The sequence below is a fragment of the Cellulosimicrobium marinum genome, from assembly GCF_020551945.1.
In the GTDB taxonomy this organism is placed as follows: Bacteria; Actinomycetota; Actinomycetes; order Actinomycetales; family Cellulomonadaceae; genus Cellulosimicrobium; species Cellulosimicrobium marinum.
The window spans coordinates 91,897-107,909 of record NZ_JAJBZH010000001.1 but is presented as its reverse complement, the minus strand read 5'-3'; the positions used below and the strand labels follow the sequence as shown (position 1 = coordinate 107,909).

13 protein-coding genes and 2 pseudogenes are annotated in these 16,013 nt (G+C 74.0%); 8 read left to right on the top strand and 7 right to left on the bottom strand.

Translation table 11 applies throughout. The features are described 5' to 3' along the window. Nucleotides 1-101: 101 nt before the first annotated feature. A pseudogene (locus tag LGQ04_RS17235) lies at nt 102-356 on the top strand (Abi family protein); the annotation flags it as partial. A gap of 211 nt (nt 357-567) precedes the next feature. Further along, a complete protein-coding gene (locus tag LGQ04_RS17230; protein WP_267493942.1) occupies nt 568-1,065 on the top strand; it encodes an Abi family protein in 498 nt (165 codons plus the stop codon). Here the strand turns inward: LGQ04_RS17230 and LGQ04_RS00475 are convergent. Continuing rightward, nucleotides 1,029-3,137 (bottom strand): elongation factor G, encoded by a 2,109-nt coding sequence (locus tag LGQ04_RS00475; protein ID WP_229241524.1) that lies wholly within the window; start codon nt 3,135-3,137, stop codon nt 1,029-1,031. The genes LGQ04_RS17230 and LGQ04_RS00475 overlap by 37 nt on opposite strands. 53 nt (nt 3,138-3,190) lie before the next feature. Continuing rightward, complete coding sequence (locus LGQ04_RS00470; RefSeq protein ID WP_229241523.1) at nt 3,191-4,291, bottom strand: saccharopine dehydrogenase NADP-binding domain-containing protein; 1,101 nt, start codon at nt 4,289-4,291, stop codon at nt 3,191-3,193. A 65-nt stretch (nt 4,292-4,356) separates the two neighbouring features. Between LGQ04_RS00470 and LGQ04_RS00465 the strand changes: the two genes are divergently transcribed. Further along, a complete protein-coding gene (locus tag LGQ04_RS00465; RefSeq protein WP_229241522.1) occupies nt 4,357-5,001 on the top strand; it encodes a TetR/AcrR family transcriptional regulator in 645 nt (214 codons plus the stop codon). Between the two features lie 30 nt (nt 5,002-5,031). Here LGQ04_RS00465 and LGQ04_RS00460 read toward each other — a convergent pair whose 3' ends face one another. Continuing rightward, complete coding sequence (locus tag LGQ04_RS00460; protein WP_229241521.1) at nt 5,032-5,838, bottom strand: MerR family transcriptional regulator; 807 nt, start codon at nt 5,836-5,838, stop codon at nt 5,032-5,034. A 165-nt stretch (nt 5,839-6,003) separates the two neighbouring features. Here LGQ04_RS00460 and LGQ04_RS00455 point away from each other — a divergent pair, with 165 nt between their 5' ends. Continuing rightward, a complete protein-coding gene (locus LGQ04_RS00455; RefSeq protein ID WP_229241520.1) occupies nt 6,004-7,230 on the top strand; it encodes a glycosyltransferase in 1,227 nt (408 codons plus the stop codon). On the opposite strand, the gene LGQ04_RS00450 is transcribed toward LGQ04_RS00455, so the two are convergent. Both LGQ04_RS00450 and LGQ04_RS00445 read right to left on the bottom strand, forming a co-directional pair. Then, on the bottom strand, nt 7,205-7,573 hold the full coding sequence (locus LGQ04_RS00450) for a pyrophosphohydrolase domain-containing protein (protein ID WP_229241519.1): 369 nt from the start codon (nt 7,571-7,573) through the stop codon (nt 7,205-7,207). The genes LGQ04_RS00455 and LGQ04_RS00450 overlap by 26 nt on opposite strands. A gap of 31 nt (nt 7,574-7,604) precedes the next feature. Continuing rightward, nucleotides 7,605-8,378, bottom strand: a complete 774-nt coding sequence (locus LGQ04_RS00445) for a YwiC-like family protein (protein ID WP_229241518.1) — start codon at nt 8,376-8,378, stop codon at nt 7,605-7,607. 261 nt (nt 8,379-8,639) lie between these two features. Between LGQ04_RS00445 and nrdD the strand changes: the two genes are divergently transcribed. After that, the gene (nrdD, locus tag LGQ04_RS00440; protein ID WP_229241517.1) at nt 8,640-10,631 is read left to right on the top strand and encodes an anaerobic ribonucleoside-triphosphate reductase; all 1,992 of its coding nucleotides are present in this window, start codon (nt 8,640-8,642) and stop codon (nt 10,629-10,631) included. Nucleotides 10,632-10,634: 3 nt separating this feature from the next. Next, nucleotides 10,635-11,126, top strand: a pseudogene (gene nrdG / locus LGQ04_RS00435) (anaerobic ribonucleoside-triphosphate reductase activating protein); the annotation flags it as partial. 89 nt (nt 11,127-11,215) lie between these two features. Here the strand turns inward: nrdG and LGQ04_RS00430 are convergent. Next, nucleotides 11,216-12,064 (bottom strand): ABC transporter permease, encoded by an 849-nt coding sequence (locus tag LGQ04_RS00430; protein ID WP_229241516.1) that lies wholly within the window; start codon nt 12,062-12,064, stop codon nt 11,216-11,218. Further along, nucleotides 12,064-13,086, bottom strand: a complete 1,023-nt coding sequence (locus LGQ04_RS00425) for an ABC transporter ATP-binding protein (protein WP_229241515.1) — start codon at nt 13,084-13,086, stop codon at nt 12,064-12,066. Before LGQ04_RS00425 ends, LGQ04_RS00430 begins: the two co-directional genes overlap by 1 nt. Nucleotides 13,087-13,217: 131 nt before the next feature. Between LGQ04_RS00425 and LGQ04_RS00420 the strand changes: the two genes are divergently transcribed. Beyond that, nucleotides 13,218-14,111 carry a TetR/AcrR family transcriptional regulator gene (locus LGQ04_RS00420; RefSeq protein WP_229241514.1) on the top strand — a complete coding sequence of 298 codons (894 nt, stop codon included), beginning with the start codon at nt 13,218-13,220 and terminating at the stop codon, nt 14,109-14,111. A 46-nt stretch (nt 14,112-14,157) separates the two neighbouring features. Further along, entirely contained in the window at nt 14,158-15,843 is a 1,686-nt protein-coding gene (pgm, locus tag LGQ04_RS00415) for a phosphoglucomutase (alpha-D-glucose-1,6-bisphosphate-dependent) (RefSeq protein ID WP_229241513.1), read from the top strand. Nucleotides 15,844-16,013 lie beyond the last annotated feature (170 nt).

Sequence of the window (16,013 nt, the reverse complement as noted above, 5' to 3'; positions counted from 1 at the left end):
TGTCAGGGGGCGAGACGACGGTGCCAGCACGTCAGTTACGACCGCGAGGACCTCTGTCCTACGGCGAACCCGCGCTCACGCACGCCGCACTGGTGGACCGGATGATCGATCGTGGCCTGACCGTGCCGGACAGGGACCGCGCGGAACGCTACCTCCGCCACGTGGGCTACTACCGGTTCTCGCCCTACCTGATCCCGTTCCGGACGAGCCCCACGGTCGAGTCCGTGCGGGCCGGGACGACCTTCGACCAGGTGCTCGACCTTTACGTCTTCGACCGCGAGCTCCGCCTCCTCGTCATGGACGCTCTCGAACGGGTCGAGGTGTCCGTCCGCTCTCGCGTCACCGACCACATGTCTGTCCATCACGGCGGCCCGTTCTGGTATCAGGACGGCACGCACTTCCGCGACGCCGCCAGGCACGCCGGACTCCTGTCGATGGTGCGCACGGCATGTGCCGACCGGCTCGCGGGCTCGCCGGAAGTACCGGCGGGTGAGCTCGCCCACGCGTCGGCGCTGGAGCACTACCTCACCGACCTACGGCCGACCCGAGCTCCCTCCGTCCTGGTTGATGGTCGAGATGCTGACGCTCGGGCAGCTGTCGGGTCTCGTCGGCAACCTCCGTCGGGCTTCCGACCTCTCCCGTGTGGCTCGGCCGCTCGGGCTCACGGGCCCCCTGCTGACCTCCTGGCTCCGCACGTACGTGCGCGTGCGCAACGTTTGCGCGCACCACGGCCGCCTGTGGAACCTGGGACTCGGCGTGTATCCGGCGATCCCGACGTCGTCGACCGTCGCCTGGGTCTCCGACCGCGGGGCCGTCGCGGCGTCGGACCGGCGCAGACGCCTGTACCCGGTGCTGGTGTCGCTCCAGAGCGTGCTGACCGTGGTATCCCCCCGGTCCAGGTGGGTGGAACGACTGAGCGCCCTCCTGGACCGCCATCCGCAGGTACCGCTGCGCGGTATGGGCATCCCCGCCGACTGGCGATCTGACCCGTTCTGGAGCGCGCGGCTCGGTCCGGCCGGACGGGCGGCTCATCTGCCTCCCGAGCCACCCGGCAGCACCTCGTAGCGGTCGGGGCGGGCGGTGAACGACCCGCGCCCGCCGGTGAGGGAGCGCAGGTCGAGGACGTAGCGGACGAGCTCGGCCTCGGGGACGAGCGCCTCGACGACGACGCGGCCGTCGTCGAGCGAGCCGGTGGCGGTGATGTGCCCGCGCCGGGCGGACAGGTCGCCCATGACGTCGCCCTGGGCGTCGGAGGGCACGGTCACGGACACGGCGGAGACGGGTTCGAGGACGACGGTGCCGGCGGCGGCGAGCGCCTCGCGCAGCCCGGTCGCGCCGGCGGTGCGGAACGCCATGTCGGACGAGTCGACGGAGTGGGCCTTGCCGTCGTACACCTCGACGCGCAGGTCGACGACGAGGTACCCGTGCGGGCCGCCCGCGGCCATGGCCTCGACGACGCCGCGCTCGACCGCGGGGAGGTACTGGCGCGGCACGGACCCGCCGACCACGGCGTTGGCGAACTCGAACCCGGCACCGCGCGGCAGGGGCGAGACGCGCAGCTGGACGACGGCGAACTGCCCGTGGCCGCCCGACTGCTTCTTGAGCCGCCCCTCCGCCTCGACCGCGCGCGCGATCGTCTCCCGGTAGGCGACCTGCACGGGCTCGGTGGTCACGTGCACGCCGAAGGTGCGTTCGAGCCGTTCGAGCGCGACGGCGAGGTGGGTGTCGCCGAGCCCGCCGAGCACGGCCTGGGTGCCGGTGAGGTCGACGTGCAGCGTGGGGTCCTCGGCGGCGAGGCGGGCGAGCGCGGCGGACAGCTTGTCGTCGTCGGGCTGGGACACGGGGCGCAGGGCGTGCGCGTACACCGGCGGGCGGGCGGGGACCGGACGGGCGCGTACGGGGACACGACGCGAGGCGAGCAGGCTCCCGGTCGTCGCGACCGACACCTTCGCCGCGGCGACGACCTCGCCCGCCCCGGCGCGCTCGACGGCGACGTGCTCCCGCCCGCGCAGCCGGAACAGCCCGTGCACGCGGTCCTCCGCGCCGGTCGCGACGTCGACCAGGCGGTCGCCGCTCGCCACCGTCCCGGAGAGCACCTTGAACACCGACACCTGCCCCACGAACGGGTCGACGACCGTGCGGAACACGTGCACGAGGGTGTCCCCGGCGGGGTCCGGCACGACGTCCGACGTCGCCCGCCCGGCTCCCGCGGCGTCGGGCGACCCCGCGGCGTCGGGCAGGAGCACGACGGCGGGCCGGTCGACGGGGGACGGGCCGAGCTCGCACACGAGGTCGAGCGCACGGTCGACGCCGACGCCGGTGAGAGCGGAGGCGAGGAGGACGGGGACGGCCTCGCCGTCGCGCACCTCCTGGGCGAGGGTGCGCTCGAGGTCGGCGACGCCCGGCTCGTCGCCCGCGAGGTAGGCCTCGAGCTGGTCGTCGTCGTGCGTGACGATCTCCTCGACCACCTCGTCGTGCAGGGCGTGCTCCTCGGCGCGTACGTCGTCGGGGACGTCCTCGTCGTGGGCGCGACCGTCGCCGTCGTACTCGCGCGCCCGCTCGGCGAGGACGTCGGCGACGCCGTGCAGGGACTGCTCCTCGCCGAGGGGCAGCTCGAGCGGCACGAACGAGGTCACGAACGTGGCGCGGAGCTCGTCGAGGACGGTGCGGAAGCTCGCCCGCGCGCGGTCCTCCTGGGAGACGAGGACGAGGCGGGGGATCCCCACCTCGTCGCACGCACGCCACACCGCCTCCGTCCCGGAGCGGACCCCGTCGACGGCGCTCACCACCACCACCGCGAGGTCCGCGACGGCGAGCGCCGCGTCGACGCCGCCGACGAAGTCGGGCGCGCCGGGGGTGTCGAGGAGGGTGACGCGGTACGTCTCGCCGTCGGGCGCGGTCCAGCCGAGGTGCGCGACCCCGAGCGCGACGGAGATGCCGCGCGCGACCTCCTCGGGCTCGTGGTCGCACACCGTGGTGCCGTCGGCGACGGTCCCGGGTCGGGGGATCGCGCCCGCCCGGTGCAGGAACGCCTCGGCGAGCGTCGTCTTGCCCGCGCCGCTGTGCCCGACGAGGGCGACGGTGCGGACGGTGCGGGGACCTGGCTGACCTTGCCCTGCCGTCGTCGGCGTGCCCATGGCTGCCTCCCTCGGCTGCCTCGTGGCGGACGGCGGCCCGCCGTCCTCTCAGGCTAGTGAGAGGCGGTGGATCGCGCGCGGGAGCGTCGCTCCGGGACGGCGCGGGCGAGGCGCACGCCGAGGTCGGCGAGGGTCGCGAGGTCGCGCTCGGGGTCGGGCGCCTGCTCCGGGTAGGAGATGCCCGGCGGGGGCACGGGACGGCCCCGGAGCCCGAGGACGCGCTCGACCTGGGTGGCGGCGCCCGCCGCCGTGAGGTGGGCCTGCCCCTGCGGGTCGACGACGTGGTGGCGCTCGACGTCGTCCGCCTCGACGGTCACGACGATCTCGTGGGGTCGGGTGCCGGTGGCGCGCGGGTCGCGCAGGAGGCGCAGCCGGGTGGCGCGCGGCAGGCGCGCCCAGAGGCCGCTGCGCACGAGGCCGGTGAGGGCGGTCTGGGCGACGCGGTCGTCGAACGCGATGCGGACGGCGACGCCGTCGGCGTGGCCGGAGTCGACGAGGGTGCGGTGCTCGGGGCTGCGCAGGCGGCGGGTGCGGGCGCGCGTCCCGCCCGGGAACGTGACGGTGCGCGGTGAGGTCGAGCCGCGGACGACCAGGTCGCGCCCGTGGTCGCGCACGGCGAAGGCGGCGTGCACGTCGACGAACCACGTGAGGGAGTCGGGTCCGGCGGCGTCCTGCGTCGAGAGGAGGACGTCGACGTCGACGTGGGCCGCGGGGCCCTTCCCCTGGCGGGCCGCGGCGACGACGAGCGCCGCGGTGCTCGCCATCCACCCGGAGGAGAGCACCACGGGGGCGGTGGTGTCGACGTCGGCGAGGGCCCGGTGGGCGTCCTCGACGCGGTCCCACCACCGGGTGATGTCGACGACGGCGACGCCGCGGCGGGCGGCGCTGACCAGGAGGTGGTCGGAGTGGTCGTTGACGGCGACGACGACGGCGTCGGGGAGCACGTCGACGCCGGCGAGCGGGTCGGGGGCGTCGAGGTCGACGTGGGCGGCGGTCGCGCCGGGGAGGGTGTCGGCGAGCGCCCGGGCCACCTCGACGCGGCGGCCCGCGACGACGACGCGGACGTCGGGGTGCCGGTCCGCGAGGAGGCGGCACAGGGCCGTCCCGACCACCCCGTAGCCGCCGACGACCATCACGCTGCGTGCCCGACCCATGCTCGACCTCCTTGTTACCAACCGTAAGTTACGACCGGTAGCCTACACTCGGCGCGGAGGTGCCCATGACCGAGCACACGACCGAGCACACGACCGCGCACAGCACGACCGCCCCGCGACGCCGGGTCAGTGCGGCAGCGCGCCGCGAGGACCTGCTGGCCACCGCCGTCGACCTCGCCCGCGCCGACGGCGTCGGCTCCCTCACTCTCGCGAGGGTCGCAGCCGCCGGCGGCGTGACGAAGCCCGTCGCCTACCAGCACTTCGGCACCCTCACCGGCCTGCTGCGCGCGATGCACGCGCGGATCGGCACCGCGCAGGAGGAGCAGGTCCTCGCACGGCTCGCGACCCCCGGCCCTGACGGCGCCACACCCGGCCCTGCCGAGCGTGCCCACGCGCTGAGCGCCGCCTACCTCGACTGCTGCCTCGACGACGGCGCGCTCCACGACGAGATCGGCGCGGCCCTCGTCGCCGCCGGGGACGACGGCGCACCCCGCGTCGACCCCGCCGACCGCTACGCCCAGGTCGCCGCCGAGGTCCTCGGGCTCGACGAGCCCGCCGCCTTCCCCGTCGTCGTCGCGTTCCTCGGCGCAGCCGACCGCCTCTGCGACGCCGTCCTCGCCGGGCGCCTCACGCGCGACGACGCCGTCCGCACCCTCGCCGCACTGCTCGGCGCCGCCACGGACGCGTCCGGACGCACGTCGGCCCCGTGACCCCGCAGGGGCCACGGGGCCGTCGTCCGGTCAGAGCTCGCGGTCCGCGTAGACGCGCAGCGCGTCGCGCACGAACGTCGCGCCCTCCACGCCGCCGTAGTTCCTCGCGAACCGCTCGTCGGCCACGTACATCTCCCCGAGGCCCACGACGTACTCCTTCACCGGAGCCGCACCCGCCCCGGGCGTCCCGGGGACCCGGCCCAGCCACTCGACGTGCCGTCGCGCGAGCCCCTGCCCCTCCGCGGAGGCGGGGTCCAGGCCCGCCGAGGCCGCCGACGCCCAGTCCTGGGCGAGCCGGGCGGCGTCGTCCTGGAACTCCTTCTTCTGCGCCTCGGTGAGGCCGCGCCACCACGCGTCGCCGCGCGCGTACGCGTCCTTGCCCCAGCGGTCCTCGACCTCGTCCTTGTACTGCGTGTGGTCGAACCCGTCGAACATGTCGTCCGCCATGAGCTCGCCCCCTCCCTCCATCGTGGTGATCGTCCGCTCGACCGACGCGATCTGCCGCGCCAGCCGTTCCCGCTCGGCACGCAGCCACCCGAGGTGGCCGCGCAGCGCCTCGACCTGCGGTCCTCGCTCCCCCGCGCCCGACGCCGCCCGGTCGCCCGGGCCGTCGAGTGCGTCCTTGATCGCGGGGAGCCCGAGACCGAGGTCGCGCAGGAGCAGGATCCGTTGGAGCCGCACGAGCGCGTCGGCGTCGTAGTGGCGGTAGCCGTTCGACGCGACGCGGGTCGGCGGGAGCAGCCCGATCGCGTCGTAGTGACGCAGCGTGCGGCTCGTCGTGCCGGCCAGCCGGGCGACCTCCTGGACCGACCAGTCGGCCGGTGCTCTCGTCGCCACGGGTGCTCCTCCCTCGCGGGGTCGGACGTCGCTGCCGCACCGTGCGACAGCGAGAACCACGCTAGAAGTTGACGCTACGTCAAGGTCAACCCGTCCGCCTCGGTCGTGGCGTACGGTCCTGCGCAGAGCCTTGCGCCCCGACGGCCCCGACCGAGAGGACCTGCCGTGGCCACCGTCGTCTTCTGCCCCATCACGTTCAACCTCGCCGAGGTGACACGCATGATCGAGGTGGCGCACGCCCTCCCCACCCGGCACACCCCGGTGTTCATGGGCTACGAGGACGACTTCGCCCATCTCGTCGTCGAGGCCGGGTTCGACTACCGGCCCCAGCGCCCCGCACTCACGGCCGAGGAGCGGGCGCTCGCGCTGCGGTTCGACCAGGGCCGCACGCTCCGCAACCCGTTCACGGTCGAGCTCGTGGGGGCGCGAGTCGACGCCGAACGCGCGCTGATCCGTGACGTCGGGGCCGCAGCCGTCGTCATCGGCACCAACCCGACGTCCATGATCTCGGCACGTGCCGAGCGCGTGCCGCTCTTCTACCCCGTCCCGTTCGCCCTCACGCGGCCCCAGGTCGAGCAGACGGCACGCCTCGGCCTCGTCACCGGCACCGGCCGCGCCGCGCGCGTGCTCGACCGTGCCGCGACGACCGCCCTGCGGTGGGCCTACAACCACGCTCCTCTCGCGCCCCGCGCATTCGCCACCGTCGCCCGCGCGCACGGCGTCTCCCCGCTCCGGACGGTGGTGTCCCTGCTGGAGGCGGACCACAACCTGCTCACGGTCCTGCCGTCCGAGCTGGAGGGGTACGCCCTCCCCGCGGGCTACGAGAGGGTCGGACCGGTCTTCGCCCACCTCGACGCACCGCTTCCCGACGTCGTCCTCGAGCTGGCCGCTCGACCCGAGCCGCTCGTCTACCTCGGCCTCGGGTCGTCGGCCAGCCGCGACCTCGCGCTCGCCGCCGCGCGACGGCTCGGCGGCCTCCCCGTCCACGTCGTCGCACCCGTCGCGCACTACCTGCGCGACGGCGACGCCCTGCCCCCGAACGTCCACGTCACCGACCTGCTGCCCGCGCACCTCCTGGGTGGGCTCGTGGACGCCGCGGTGCTGCACGGCGGCCAGGGCACGGTGCAGACGGCGTGCGCCACGGGCGTCCCGTTCGTCGGCATGGGCCTGCAGCCCGAACAGGTGTGGAACGTCGACGTGTGCGTCCGGCAGGGCAACGCCCTCGCGCTCTCCCCGAAGCACGCCGGGACGGCCGCCCTGCCCGACGCCGTGACGCGCCTCCTCACCGAGCCGCGCTTCCGCGCCGCGGCCGACCGTGTCCGCGACGACTACGCCCGCGAGGACGGTGCGGCCGCGAGCGCCCGCGTCATCGCCGCGGCGATCGACCGGTGAGCTCTGCCTCCCACGCGAGCCACTTGCGCCGCACGGCCGCGTCGACGTCGACGCCCTGGGATCGTGCGAGCAGGAGCAGGTGCGCGAGGACGTCGGCGACCTCGTCCGCGAGGGGCGACCCCGCGTCGTCGGGCACGGCACCGTCACGCGGCCCGTCCCCGCGGGGCCGGGAGCGGCCCGTCGCGGCGAGGAACGCCTGCGTGAGCTCGCCGACCTCCTCGGCGAGCTTGAGCATGAACCAGTCGGCGTCGCGCTCGACGGCGAACTTGCGCGCGTACAGGGCCGAGACCGCCTCGACGCGCTCGGTGAGGTCGGCGAGGGTGAGGGGCGCGTCGTCGGGCACCCGCCCAGTGAACCACCGCGTGCGGTGCGCGCTACCGCACGACGAGCGCGACCCCGAGCAGGAGGACCGTCGCGACGATCTCGCCGGCCCCCACGACCCGCGGGCTCAGCGCGCGACCCGGAAGGACGGCGGCGCGCGCCGTCGCCGCGGCGAGGAACGCGGTCGCCCACCACCACGACGGGTCGTGCACGACGGCGAGCGCTGCGGCCGCGACCGTGACGCCCGCGTGGAAGGCGACCGAGCCGACGACGTACGACCGCACGCCGCGCTCGCGGATCATCGTCTTGACGTACAGCACGGTGCCGAACAGGTACGCGAGGAGCAGTGCGGCGACGAGCCAGAGCACGCCGGGGACGTCGAGGACCGCCGCGCCCGCGGGACGGCACGCGACGTACGCGACGACCGTCATGAGCGACGCGGCGACCGTCAGCGCGCCGCCTGCCGCCACGGACCGTTCCGTGCGCTGCGCGGACGCCCACAGGCCGACGGCGAGGAAGGGGAGGAACGCGGGCGCCCAGAGCGCGAGGGCCGGGTCGAGGACGAGCACGACGGCACCGAGCGCGACGGTGACCGCCCCGTAGGTGAGCATCGGGCGTCGGTAGCGTGGCCGGCGGCGGGACTTGAGCCACAGCCCTGCCGCGAAGTAGGCGAGGTAGCCGACGAGCCACAGGGCGCCGAGCGCGACGGTCGTCGGTCGGAAGCCGGCGTCCTGGATCCCGCGCGCCGTCCCGACCACGAACGGCAGGAGGAGCATCGGCCACGCGCCGTGCTGGTTCGGCACCCAGCCGGGCGGACGTCGGGACACCACCCGAGGCTAGCCGTGGGACCGTGGGCCCCGGCCCGCCGGAGGTCCCGCCCGCCCCGGGCCCTTCGTCCCGCCGGGCCGGGACCGACGACCTCGACCGTCCCGAGCGCGCCGCCGCGCCGACGATCCGTCCTTGCACCGCCCGGGAACTAGATATGGTGGCGCCACCGTGATCCAGACCCCACATGTGGGGTCGCGGCCCGTCGAGCAACCCCTGCACGACGGCGACGAGAACCCGGTGGGCAGAGGGGGACGTGCACCATGAGCACGACCAGGCTCGAACCGACCGCACCGCCCTGGAGCATCGCCCGCGACGACCACGACGACGCCCCGCGCACCCGCGCCGCGGACCTCGACCGGGCCGTCGGGCGGCTGCTCGGCAAGGACCGGCGGGTCGTCCACGAGAACGCCAACAAGGACAGCGAGGTCTTCACCACCCACCGGGACCTCACCGCCGGTGCGGTCGGCCGGGTGGTCGGGCTGCGCATGCTCCCCCCGCACGTGGCACGGGCCCACGAGCGGGGCGACCTGCACTTCCACGACCTCGACTACCACCCCTACGCGCCGATGACGAACTGCTGCCTCGTCGACTTCCGCGAGATGCTCGAGCACGGGTTCCGCATCGGCAACGCCGAGGTGGAGCCGCCGCGGTCCATCCAGACGGCGACCGCACAGATCAGCCAGATCATCGCCAACGTGTCCTCCAGCCAGTACGGCGGCTGCTCGGTCAACCGCATCGACGAGCTCCTCGCCCCGTACGCGGCGAAGAACCTCGCGAAGCACCTCGCCGACGCCGAGCGGTGGATCCCCGACCCGTCGCAGCACGAGGAGTACGCGCGCACCCGGACCCGCAAGGACGTCGAGGACGCGATGCAGAGCCTCGAGTACGAGATCAACACGCTGTTCACGTCCAACGGTCAGACGCCGTTCACGACCGTCGGGTTCGGCCTCGGCACAGGATGGTTCGAGCGCGAGATCCAGCGCGCGATCCTGCACATCCGGATCCGCGGGCTGGGGCGCGAGGGCCGCACGGCGATCTTCCCCAAGCTCGTCCTCACGCTGCGCCGCGGCGTCAACCTCGACCCCGGCGACCCGAACTACGACCTCAAGCAGCTCGCCGTCGAGTGCGCGACGCAGCGCATGTACCCGGACGTGCTGTCCTACGACAGGATCGTCGAGCTCACGGGCTCGTTCACGGTCCCGATGGGCTGTCGGTCGTTCCTCCAGGGGTGGCAGGACGAGGACGGCCGCGACGTCGCGGAGGGGCGCATGAACCTCGGCGTCGTGACGCTCAACCTGCCGCGCGTCGCGCTGGAGGCGGGCGGCGACCTGGACCGTTTCTGGACGATCCTCGGCGAGCGCCTCGACACCGTGCACGACGCGCTCGTGGCCCGCATCGAGCGCTGCCGCGAGGCGACCCCCGGCAACGCCCCGATCCTCTACGAGCACGGGGCGTTCGGGCAGCGCCTCGCACCGGACGACGACGTCGACCGGCTCTTCCGCGGCGGTCGCGCCACGGTGTCGCTCGGGTACATCGGGCTGTACGAGGTCGCGGCGGCGTTCCACGGCGGCGCGTGGGAGCACGACCCGCAGGCGAAGGGTCTGACGCTCGACGTCCTGCGCACCCTGCACGAGCACGCCAGCGCGTGGACCGCGCGGCACGGCTACCGGTTCTCCGTGTACGCGACGCCGAGCGAGAGCCTCACGGACCGGTTCTGCCGCCTCGACACGGAGCGGTTCGGCCGCGTCCCGGACGTCACCGACAAGGGCTACTACACGAACAGCTTCCACTACGACGTCCGCAAGGACCCGACACCGTTCGACAAGCTCGACTTCGAGGCCGAGTACGTCCCGTACTCCTCGGGCGGGTTCATCCACTACTGCGAGTACCCGGTGCTCCGGCAGAACCCGAAGGCCCTGGAGGCGGTGTGGGACTACGCGTACGACCGCGTCGGCTACCTCGGCACGAACACCCCGATCGACCGGTGCTACGCGTGCGGGTTCACGGGCGACTTCGAGCCGACGGCGCGCGGCTTCGCCTGCCCCGGGTGCGGCACCACCGACCCGCGCACGTGCGACGTCGTCAAGCGCACCTGCGGCTACCTCGGCAACCCGCAGCAGCGCCCCATGGTCCCGGGACGCCACGCGGAGATCTCCGCGCGGGTCAAGCACCTGGCCGGGCCCACTCGGCTCGGTGACCCGGCCGCGGCCGGCGACCCCGCGGCGTCGGGCACGACACCGGCCCGGGTGTAGACGGTGGCCCGGACCCCCGGGCCCGGCTGGCGCTCGGAGCGCGTCAGCCGGGGGCACGTCGCGGGCTACCAGCCGTTCGTCGTGGTCGACGGCGAGGGCGTGCGCTGCTCGTTGTACGTCAGCGGGTGCCTGTTCGCGTGCGAGGGCTGCTTCAACGAGGCCGCATGGAGCTTCCGGTACGGGCGTCCGTACGACGGCGCGCTGGAGGACCGCGTGCTGGCCGACCTCGCGCACCCTGCCGTGCAGGGCCTGTCCCTGCTCGGCGGGGAGCCGTTCCTCAACACGGAGGTCTGCCTGCGTCTCGTGCACCGCGTGCGCGCCGAGCTGGGCGACCGCAAGGACGTGTGGTGCTGGACGGGCTTCACGGTCGAGCAGCTGCTCGCCGGCCCGCCCGACCGGCGCGCCCTGCTCGCCGAGGTCGACGTGCTCGTCGACGGCCCGTTCGACGTCGCGCGACGCGACCGCACCCTCGCGTTCCGCGGCAGCACCAACCAGCGCGTCCTCGACGCCCGGGCCTCCGTCGCCGCGGGCGGCGCCGTCCTGTGGGAGAGCCCCTGTCCGCGGCTCCCCTCGGGTCAGACTGGTCAGACGGTCCTGCGGGTGCGGCGGATGCCGACCCACAGCCCGACGACGCACGTGACGGCGGCGGCGACGAAGCCCCACAGCACGTCGGTGTCGGCGAACGACCCGGCGAGGAGCGCGCGCTCGGCGTCGACGACGTAGGTCAGCGGGTTGAACAGCGCGACCGTGCGCATCCACGCGGGGCCGGCCTCGAGCGGCAGCATCATCCCGGAGAGGATGAGCAGGGGGAACAGGAGCGTCTGCTGCACGCCCCAGAACAGCCACTCGCGGTTCTTCGCGGCGAGCGCGAGGGCGATGGACAGCGCGCCGACGCCGATGCCGAACAGCCCGAGCAGCAGCAGGCCGGCGAGCAGGTGCAGCGGGTAGAGCGTGAACCCGAACGGCACGCACACGAGCGCGATGATGAGGCCCTGCACGACGAGGGGCGCGAACTCCTTGAGGGAGCGGCCGACGAGGATCGCGGACCGGTCCAGCGGTGTCGCGAGGACGCGTTCGTAGGAGCCCGTCATGAACTCGTAGAGCAGGTTCGACCCGCTCATCGACGTGCCGAACAGCGAGATCATGACGATCACGCCGGGCACGAACCACTGCAGGGTGTCGGCCGTGCTCGCGCCGTCGCCCCCGCCGAACGACCCGCCGACGGCGCCGGTGAGCAGCGGCCCGAACAGCCCGAGGAACACGAGCGGCTGCAGCAGGGAGAAGATCAGGGTGAAGGGGTCGCGCAGCACGAGCAGGATCTCGCGCGCGAACACGGCCCACGTGTCGGCGAAGAACTTCGCGGCGCCGGTGCGCAGCGCCGGGTCGGTGCGGGTCGCGGCGGGCGCGCCCGTCGTCTGCGTCGTCGTGGCCATCACGCCGCCTCCTCTCGCAGGGAGCGTCCGGTGAGGTTGAGGAACACGTCGTCGAGGCTCGCCTGCCGCAGCTCGGCGGACCGCACGGCGAACCCGCCGACGCGCAGCGACTCGATCGCCTCGGGGAGCCGGTCGGCGCCGTGGGTGGTGGAGATCCGGACGGTGGTGGCGCCGTCGGGGCCGGCGGTGGTCTCGACCTCGCCGACGTCGGGGGCGAGGGTCGCGCGGACGCGGGCCGCGGCGTCGGGCACCGCGGTGGTGCCCGACGCCGCGTCCCCGGCCTGCGCTGCGGCGTCGCCCGGGAACGGGGCGGCGGTGAGGGTGATGACGTCGTCGGCGTGGTCGCGCTTGAGGGCGTCGGGCGTGGCGTCGGCGATGATCTCGCCGTGGTCGATGACGACGACGCGCTCGGCCATGTCGTCGGCCTCGTCGAGGTAGTGCGTGGTGAGGACGATGGTCATGCCGTACCGCTCGCGCATCGCGGAGATGTGCTCCCAGAGGTTGGCGCGGGCGTGCGGGTCGAGGCCGGTGGTGGGCTCGTCGAGGAACAGCAGGGGCGGGTGGTTCATGAGCCCGAGCGCGACGTCGAGCCGGCGTCGCTGCCCGCCGGACAGCGACTGCACGGTGCGCTTCTCGAGGCCGCCGAGGTCGAGCGCGTCGAGGAGGTCGGCCGCGCGGCGCGAGTACTCGGCGGGCGGCAGGCCGTAGAACCGGCCCTGGTTGTGCAGCTCGTCGAGCACGCGGTAGGAGTAGCCGCCGCCGTTGCCCTGCCCGATGAAGCCGATGCGCGAGCGCACGTGCGCGGGGTGGCGCGCGACGTCGTACCCGGCGACCTCGGCGGTGCCGGCAGTGGGTTCGAGGAGGCTGGTGAGCATCCTCAGGGTCGTGGACTTGCCTGCCCCGTTGGGGCCGAGGAAGGCGACGAGCTCGCCCTCGCGGACGTCGACGTCGATCGCCTTGACGGCTTCGACGGTCTCCTTCTTGCGGTGGAAGGTCTTGGTCAGGCCTCGGGCTCGGATCACCGGAGCCACCCTTTCGTACGCCGTACCGGAATATGCTCGACCACGTTAGCATACGGTGTACGGAAAAACGCAGGCCTGTTCTCGCCGCCCTCCGACGAGGGCCGCCGGCGAGAGTCGGGGAGGATGGCCACGTGACCAGCACGGAAGACCGCACGGACGAGCCCGCCGGGACCGGGCGACCGCGCGGCGTCGTCGCGGCCGCCGACGCCGGCGTGACCTCCGCCGTCCACGCCGCCGAGCGCGCCCGCGAGCAGTTCACCGAGGTCGTGCGCACCCCCGAGATCACACGCCGCCTCGCCCTGCTGTGGGACCCGCCCGCCCCCGCCACCCGCGGGCGCAAGGCCCGCCTCACGCTCGACGAGGTCGTCGACGCCGGGATCGCCGTCGCGCAGGAGGGCGGGCTCGACGCCCTCTCCATGCGGCGGGTCGCCACCGAGCTCGGCGTCGGCGCGATGTCGCTCTACACGTACGTCCCCGGCCGGACCGAGCTCGTCGACCTCATGATCGACCGTGCCTACGCCGAGCTCGACCTCCCCGAACCGGGCGCCCCCTGGCGTGCCGCGCTCACCCAGTACGCCCACGAGACGTGGAACCTCTACCTGCGCCACCCCTGGGTCCTGCAGACCAACATGTGGCGCGCGCCCCTCGCGCCCCACGTCCTCGACGCCCAGGAGGCGGGCCTGCGGAGCATCATCGACACCGGCCTGTCGGAGGTGCAGGTCGCCGAGACCCTCGGGCTCGTCGACAACTACGTCCAGGGCCTCGCCCGCTCGACCGTCGCCGAGACGGCCGAGAGCGACGCCACCGGCATCGGCAACGACGAGTACTGGACCACGCTCGGCTCGTTCTGGGAGGACTGGTTCGACGTCGAGCGCTACCCCGCCATGACCCGCATCTACGTCGGCGGCGGCTTCGACGCTCCGCAGGGGCCCTTCGGCCCGAGCCTCGACCGCCTCCTGGACGCCGTCGAGATGGCGATCGACCGCGCCAACGCGACGGCGCAGGACCCTGACCCCGCGACGTAGCCGCTCCGGCTGACGTGCGCGGTCGCACCCTGGCAGGATCGACCCCATGGATCCCCGCGCCGGCACGCCCGCCCAGCCCTCCGACCTCATCGACGTCGACGCCGTCGTCAGCGCCTACTACGACCTCGCCCCCGACGTCGACGACCCGGCGCAGAAGGTCGTGTTCGGCACGTCGGGGCACCGCGGGTCGAGCCTCGACCACGCGTTCAACGAGGCGCACATCGTCGCGATCACCGCCGCGATCGTCGAGTACCGCCGCTCCCAGGGCACCGACGGCCCGCTCTACATCGGCCGGGACACGCACGCCCTGTCGCTGCCTGCGTGGCAGACCGCGCTGGAGGTCCTCGCCGCCGCGGGCGTGCAGACGTTCGTCGACGCACGCGACTCGTTCACCCCGACCCCCGCGGTGTCGCAGTCGATCCTCCTGCACAACGGCGCGGCGACCGCGGAGGGCGTCCGCACCACCGGGCCCGGCCTGGCCGACGGGATCGTCGTCACGCCGTCGCACAACCCGCCGCGCGACGGCGGCTTCAAGTACAACCCGCCGCACGGCGGCCCCGCCGGGTCCGAGGCGACCGGCTGGATCGCCGACCGCGCGAACGAGATCCTGCGGACCGGCGTCGGCGCGGTACGCCGTGTCCCCCTGGAGCAGGCGCTCGGGTCCGAGCACGTGCACCGGCACGACTTCCTCACGACGTACGTCGACGACCTCGCGAACGTCCTCGACCTCGACGCGATCCGGGCTGCCGGCGTGCGCATCGGCGCCGACCCGCTCGGCGGTGCGTCCGTCGAGTACTGGGGCGCGATCGGCGAGCGGTACGGGCTCGACCTCACCGTCGTGAACCCGCAGGTGGACCCGCGCTGGTCGTTCATGACGCTCGACTGGGACGGCAAGATCCGCATGGACTGCTCCTCGCCGTACGCGATGGCGTCGCTCGTGGCGGGGATGACGGGCGACGCGGCCGGTGGCGCGCCGTTCGACGTCGCGACCGGGAACGACGCCGACTCCGACCGGCACGGCATCGTCACCCCCGACGCGGGGCTCATGAACCCCAACCACTACCTCGCCGTCGCGATCGAGTACCTCTACGGGGGCGCCCGGCCGGGGTGGGCCGACGGCGCGGCGATCGGCAAGACGCTCGTGTCGTCCGCGCTGATCGACCGGGTCGCGGGCGGCCTGGGGCGTCGGCTCGTCGAGGTCCCGGTCGGGTTCAAGTGGTTCGTCCCCGGGCTGCTCGACGGGTCGGTCGGGTTCGGCGGCGAGGAGTCGGCCGGGGCGTCGTTCCTGCGCACCGACGGCAACGTGTGGTCGACCGACAAGGACGGCCTGCTCCTCGCGCTCCTCGCGTCGGAGATCCTCGCGACGACCGGGAGGTCGCCGTCGGAGCACCACCGCGACCTCGTCGACCGGTACGGCGAGTCCTGGTACGCGCGCGTCGACGCCCCCGCGACGCTCGAGGAGAAGGCGACGCTCGGCAAGCTCTCGCCCGAGCAGGTCACCGCGACCGAGCTCGCGGGCGAGGAGATCACCGCCAAGCTCACCAACGCGCCCGGCAACGACGCCGCCATCGGCGGCCTCAAGGTCACGACCGAGAACGCCTGGTTCGCCGCCCGCCCGTCCGGCACGGAGAACGTGTACAAGATCTACGCCGAGTCGTTCGTCTCCGCCGAGCACCTGGAGCAGGTCCAGGCCGAGGCGAAGGACGTCGTCTCCGCGGCGCTCGGAAGCTGACCCGCAAGTGCGGGGGTTCGAGCTCCGCAACGGCTGCGGCGGCAGCCGATCACATGCCGACGCCGGGAGCGGCGAACTCCTCGCGTCCGACCCGTGATGCATCGTCGAGCCCGCACCCGGGCTGGCGGACGAGGACTACGACCCGGCGATCATCGCGGCACGGACCGCTT

Coding starts and splice junctions, on each gene's coding strand:
- LGQ04_RS00470 (WP_229241523.1), bottom strand. CDS start 4,291: ATGGGTCGGGCACGCAGCGTGATGGTCGTCGGCGGCTACGGGGTGGTC.
- LGQ04_RS00465 (WP_229241522.1), top strand. CDS start 4,357: ATGACCGAGCACACGACCGAGCACACGACCGCGCACAGCACGACCGCC.
- LGQ04_RS00475 (WP_229241524.1), bottom strand. CDS start 3,137: ATGGGCACGCCGACGACGGCAGGGCAAGGTCAGCCAGGTCCCCGCACC.
- LGQ04_RS17230 (WP_267493942.1), top strand. CDS start 568: ATGGTCGAGATGCTGACGCTCGGGCAGCTGTCGGGTCTCGTCGGCAAC.
- pgm (WP_229241513.1), top strand. CDS start 14,158: ATGGATCCCCGCGCCGGCACGCCCGCCCAGCCCTCCGACCTCATCGAC.
- LGQ04_RS00430 (WP_229241516.1), bottom strand. CDS start 12,064: ATGGCCACGACGACGCAGACGACGGGCGCGCCCGCCGCGACCCGCACC.
- nrdD (WP_229241517.1), top strand. CDS start 8,640: ATGAGCACGACCAGGCTCGAACCGACCGCACCGCCCTGGAGCATCGCC.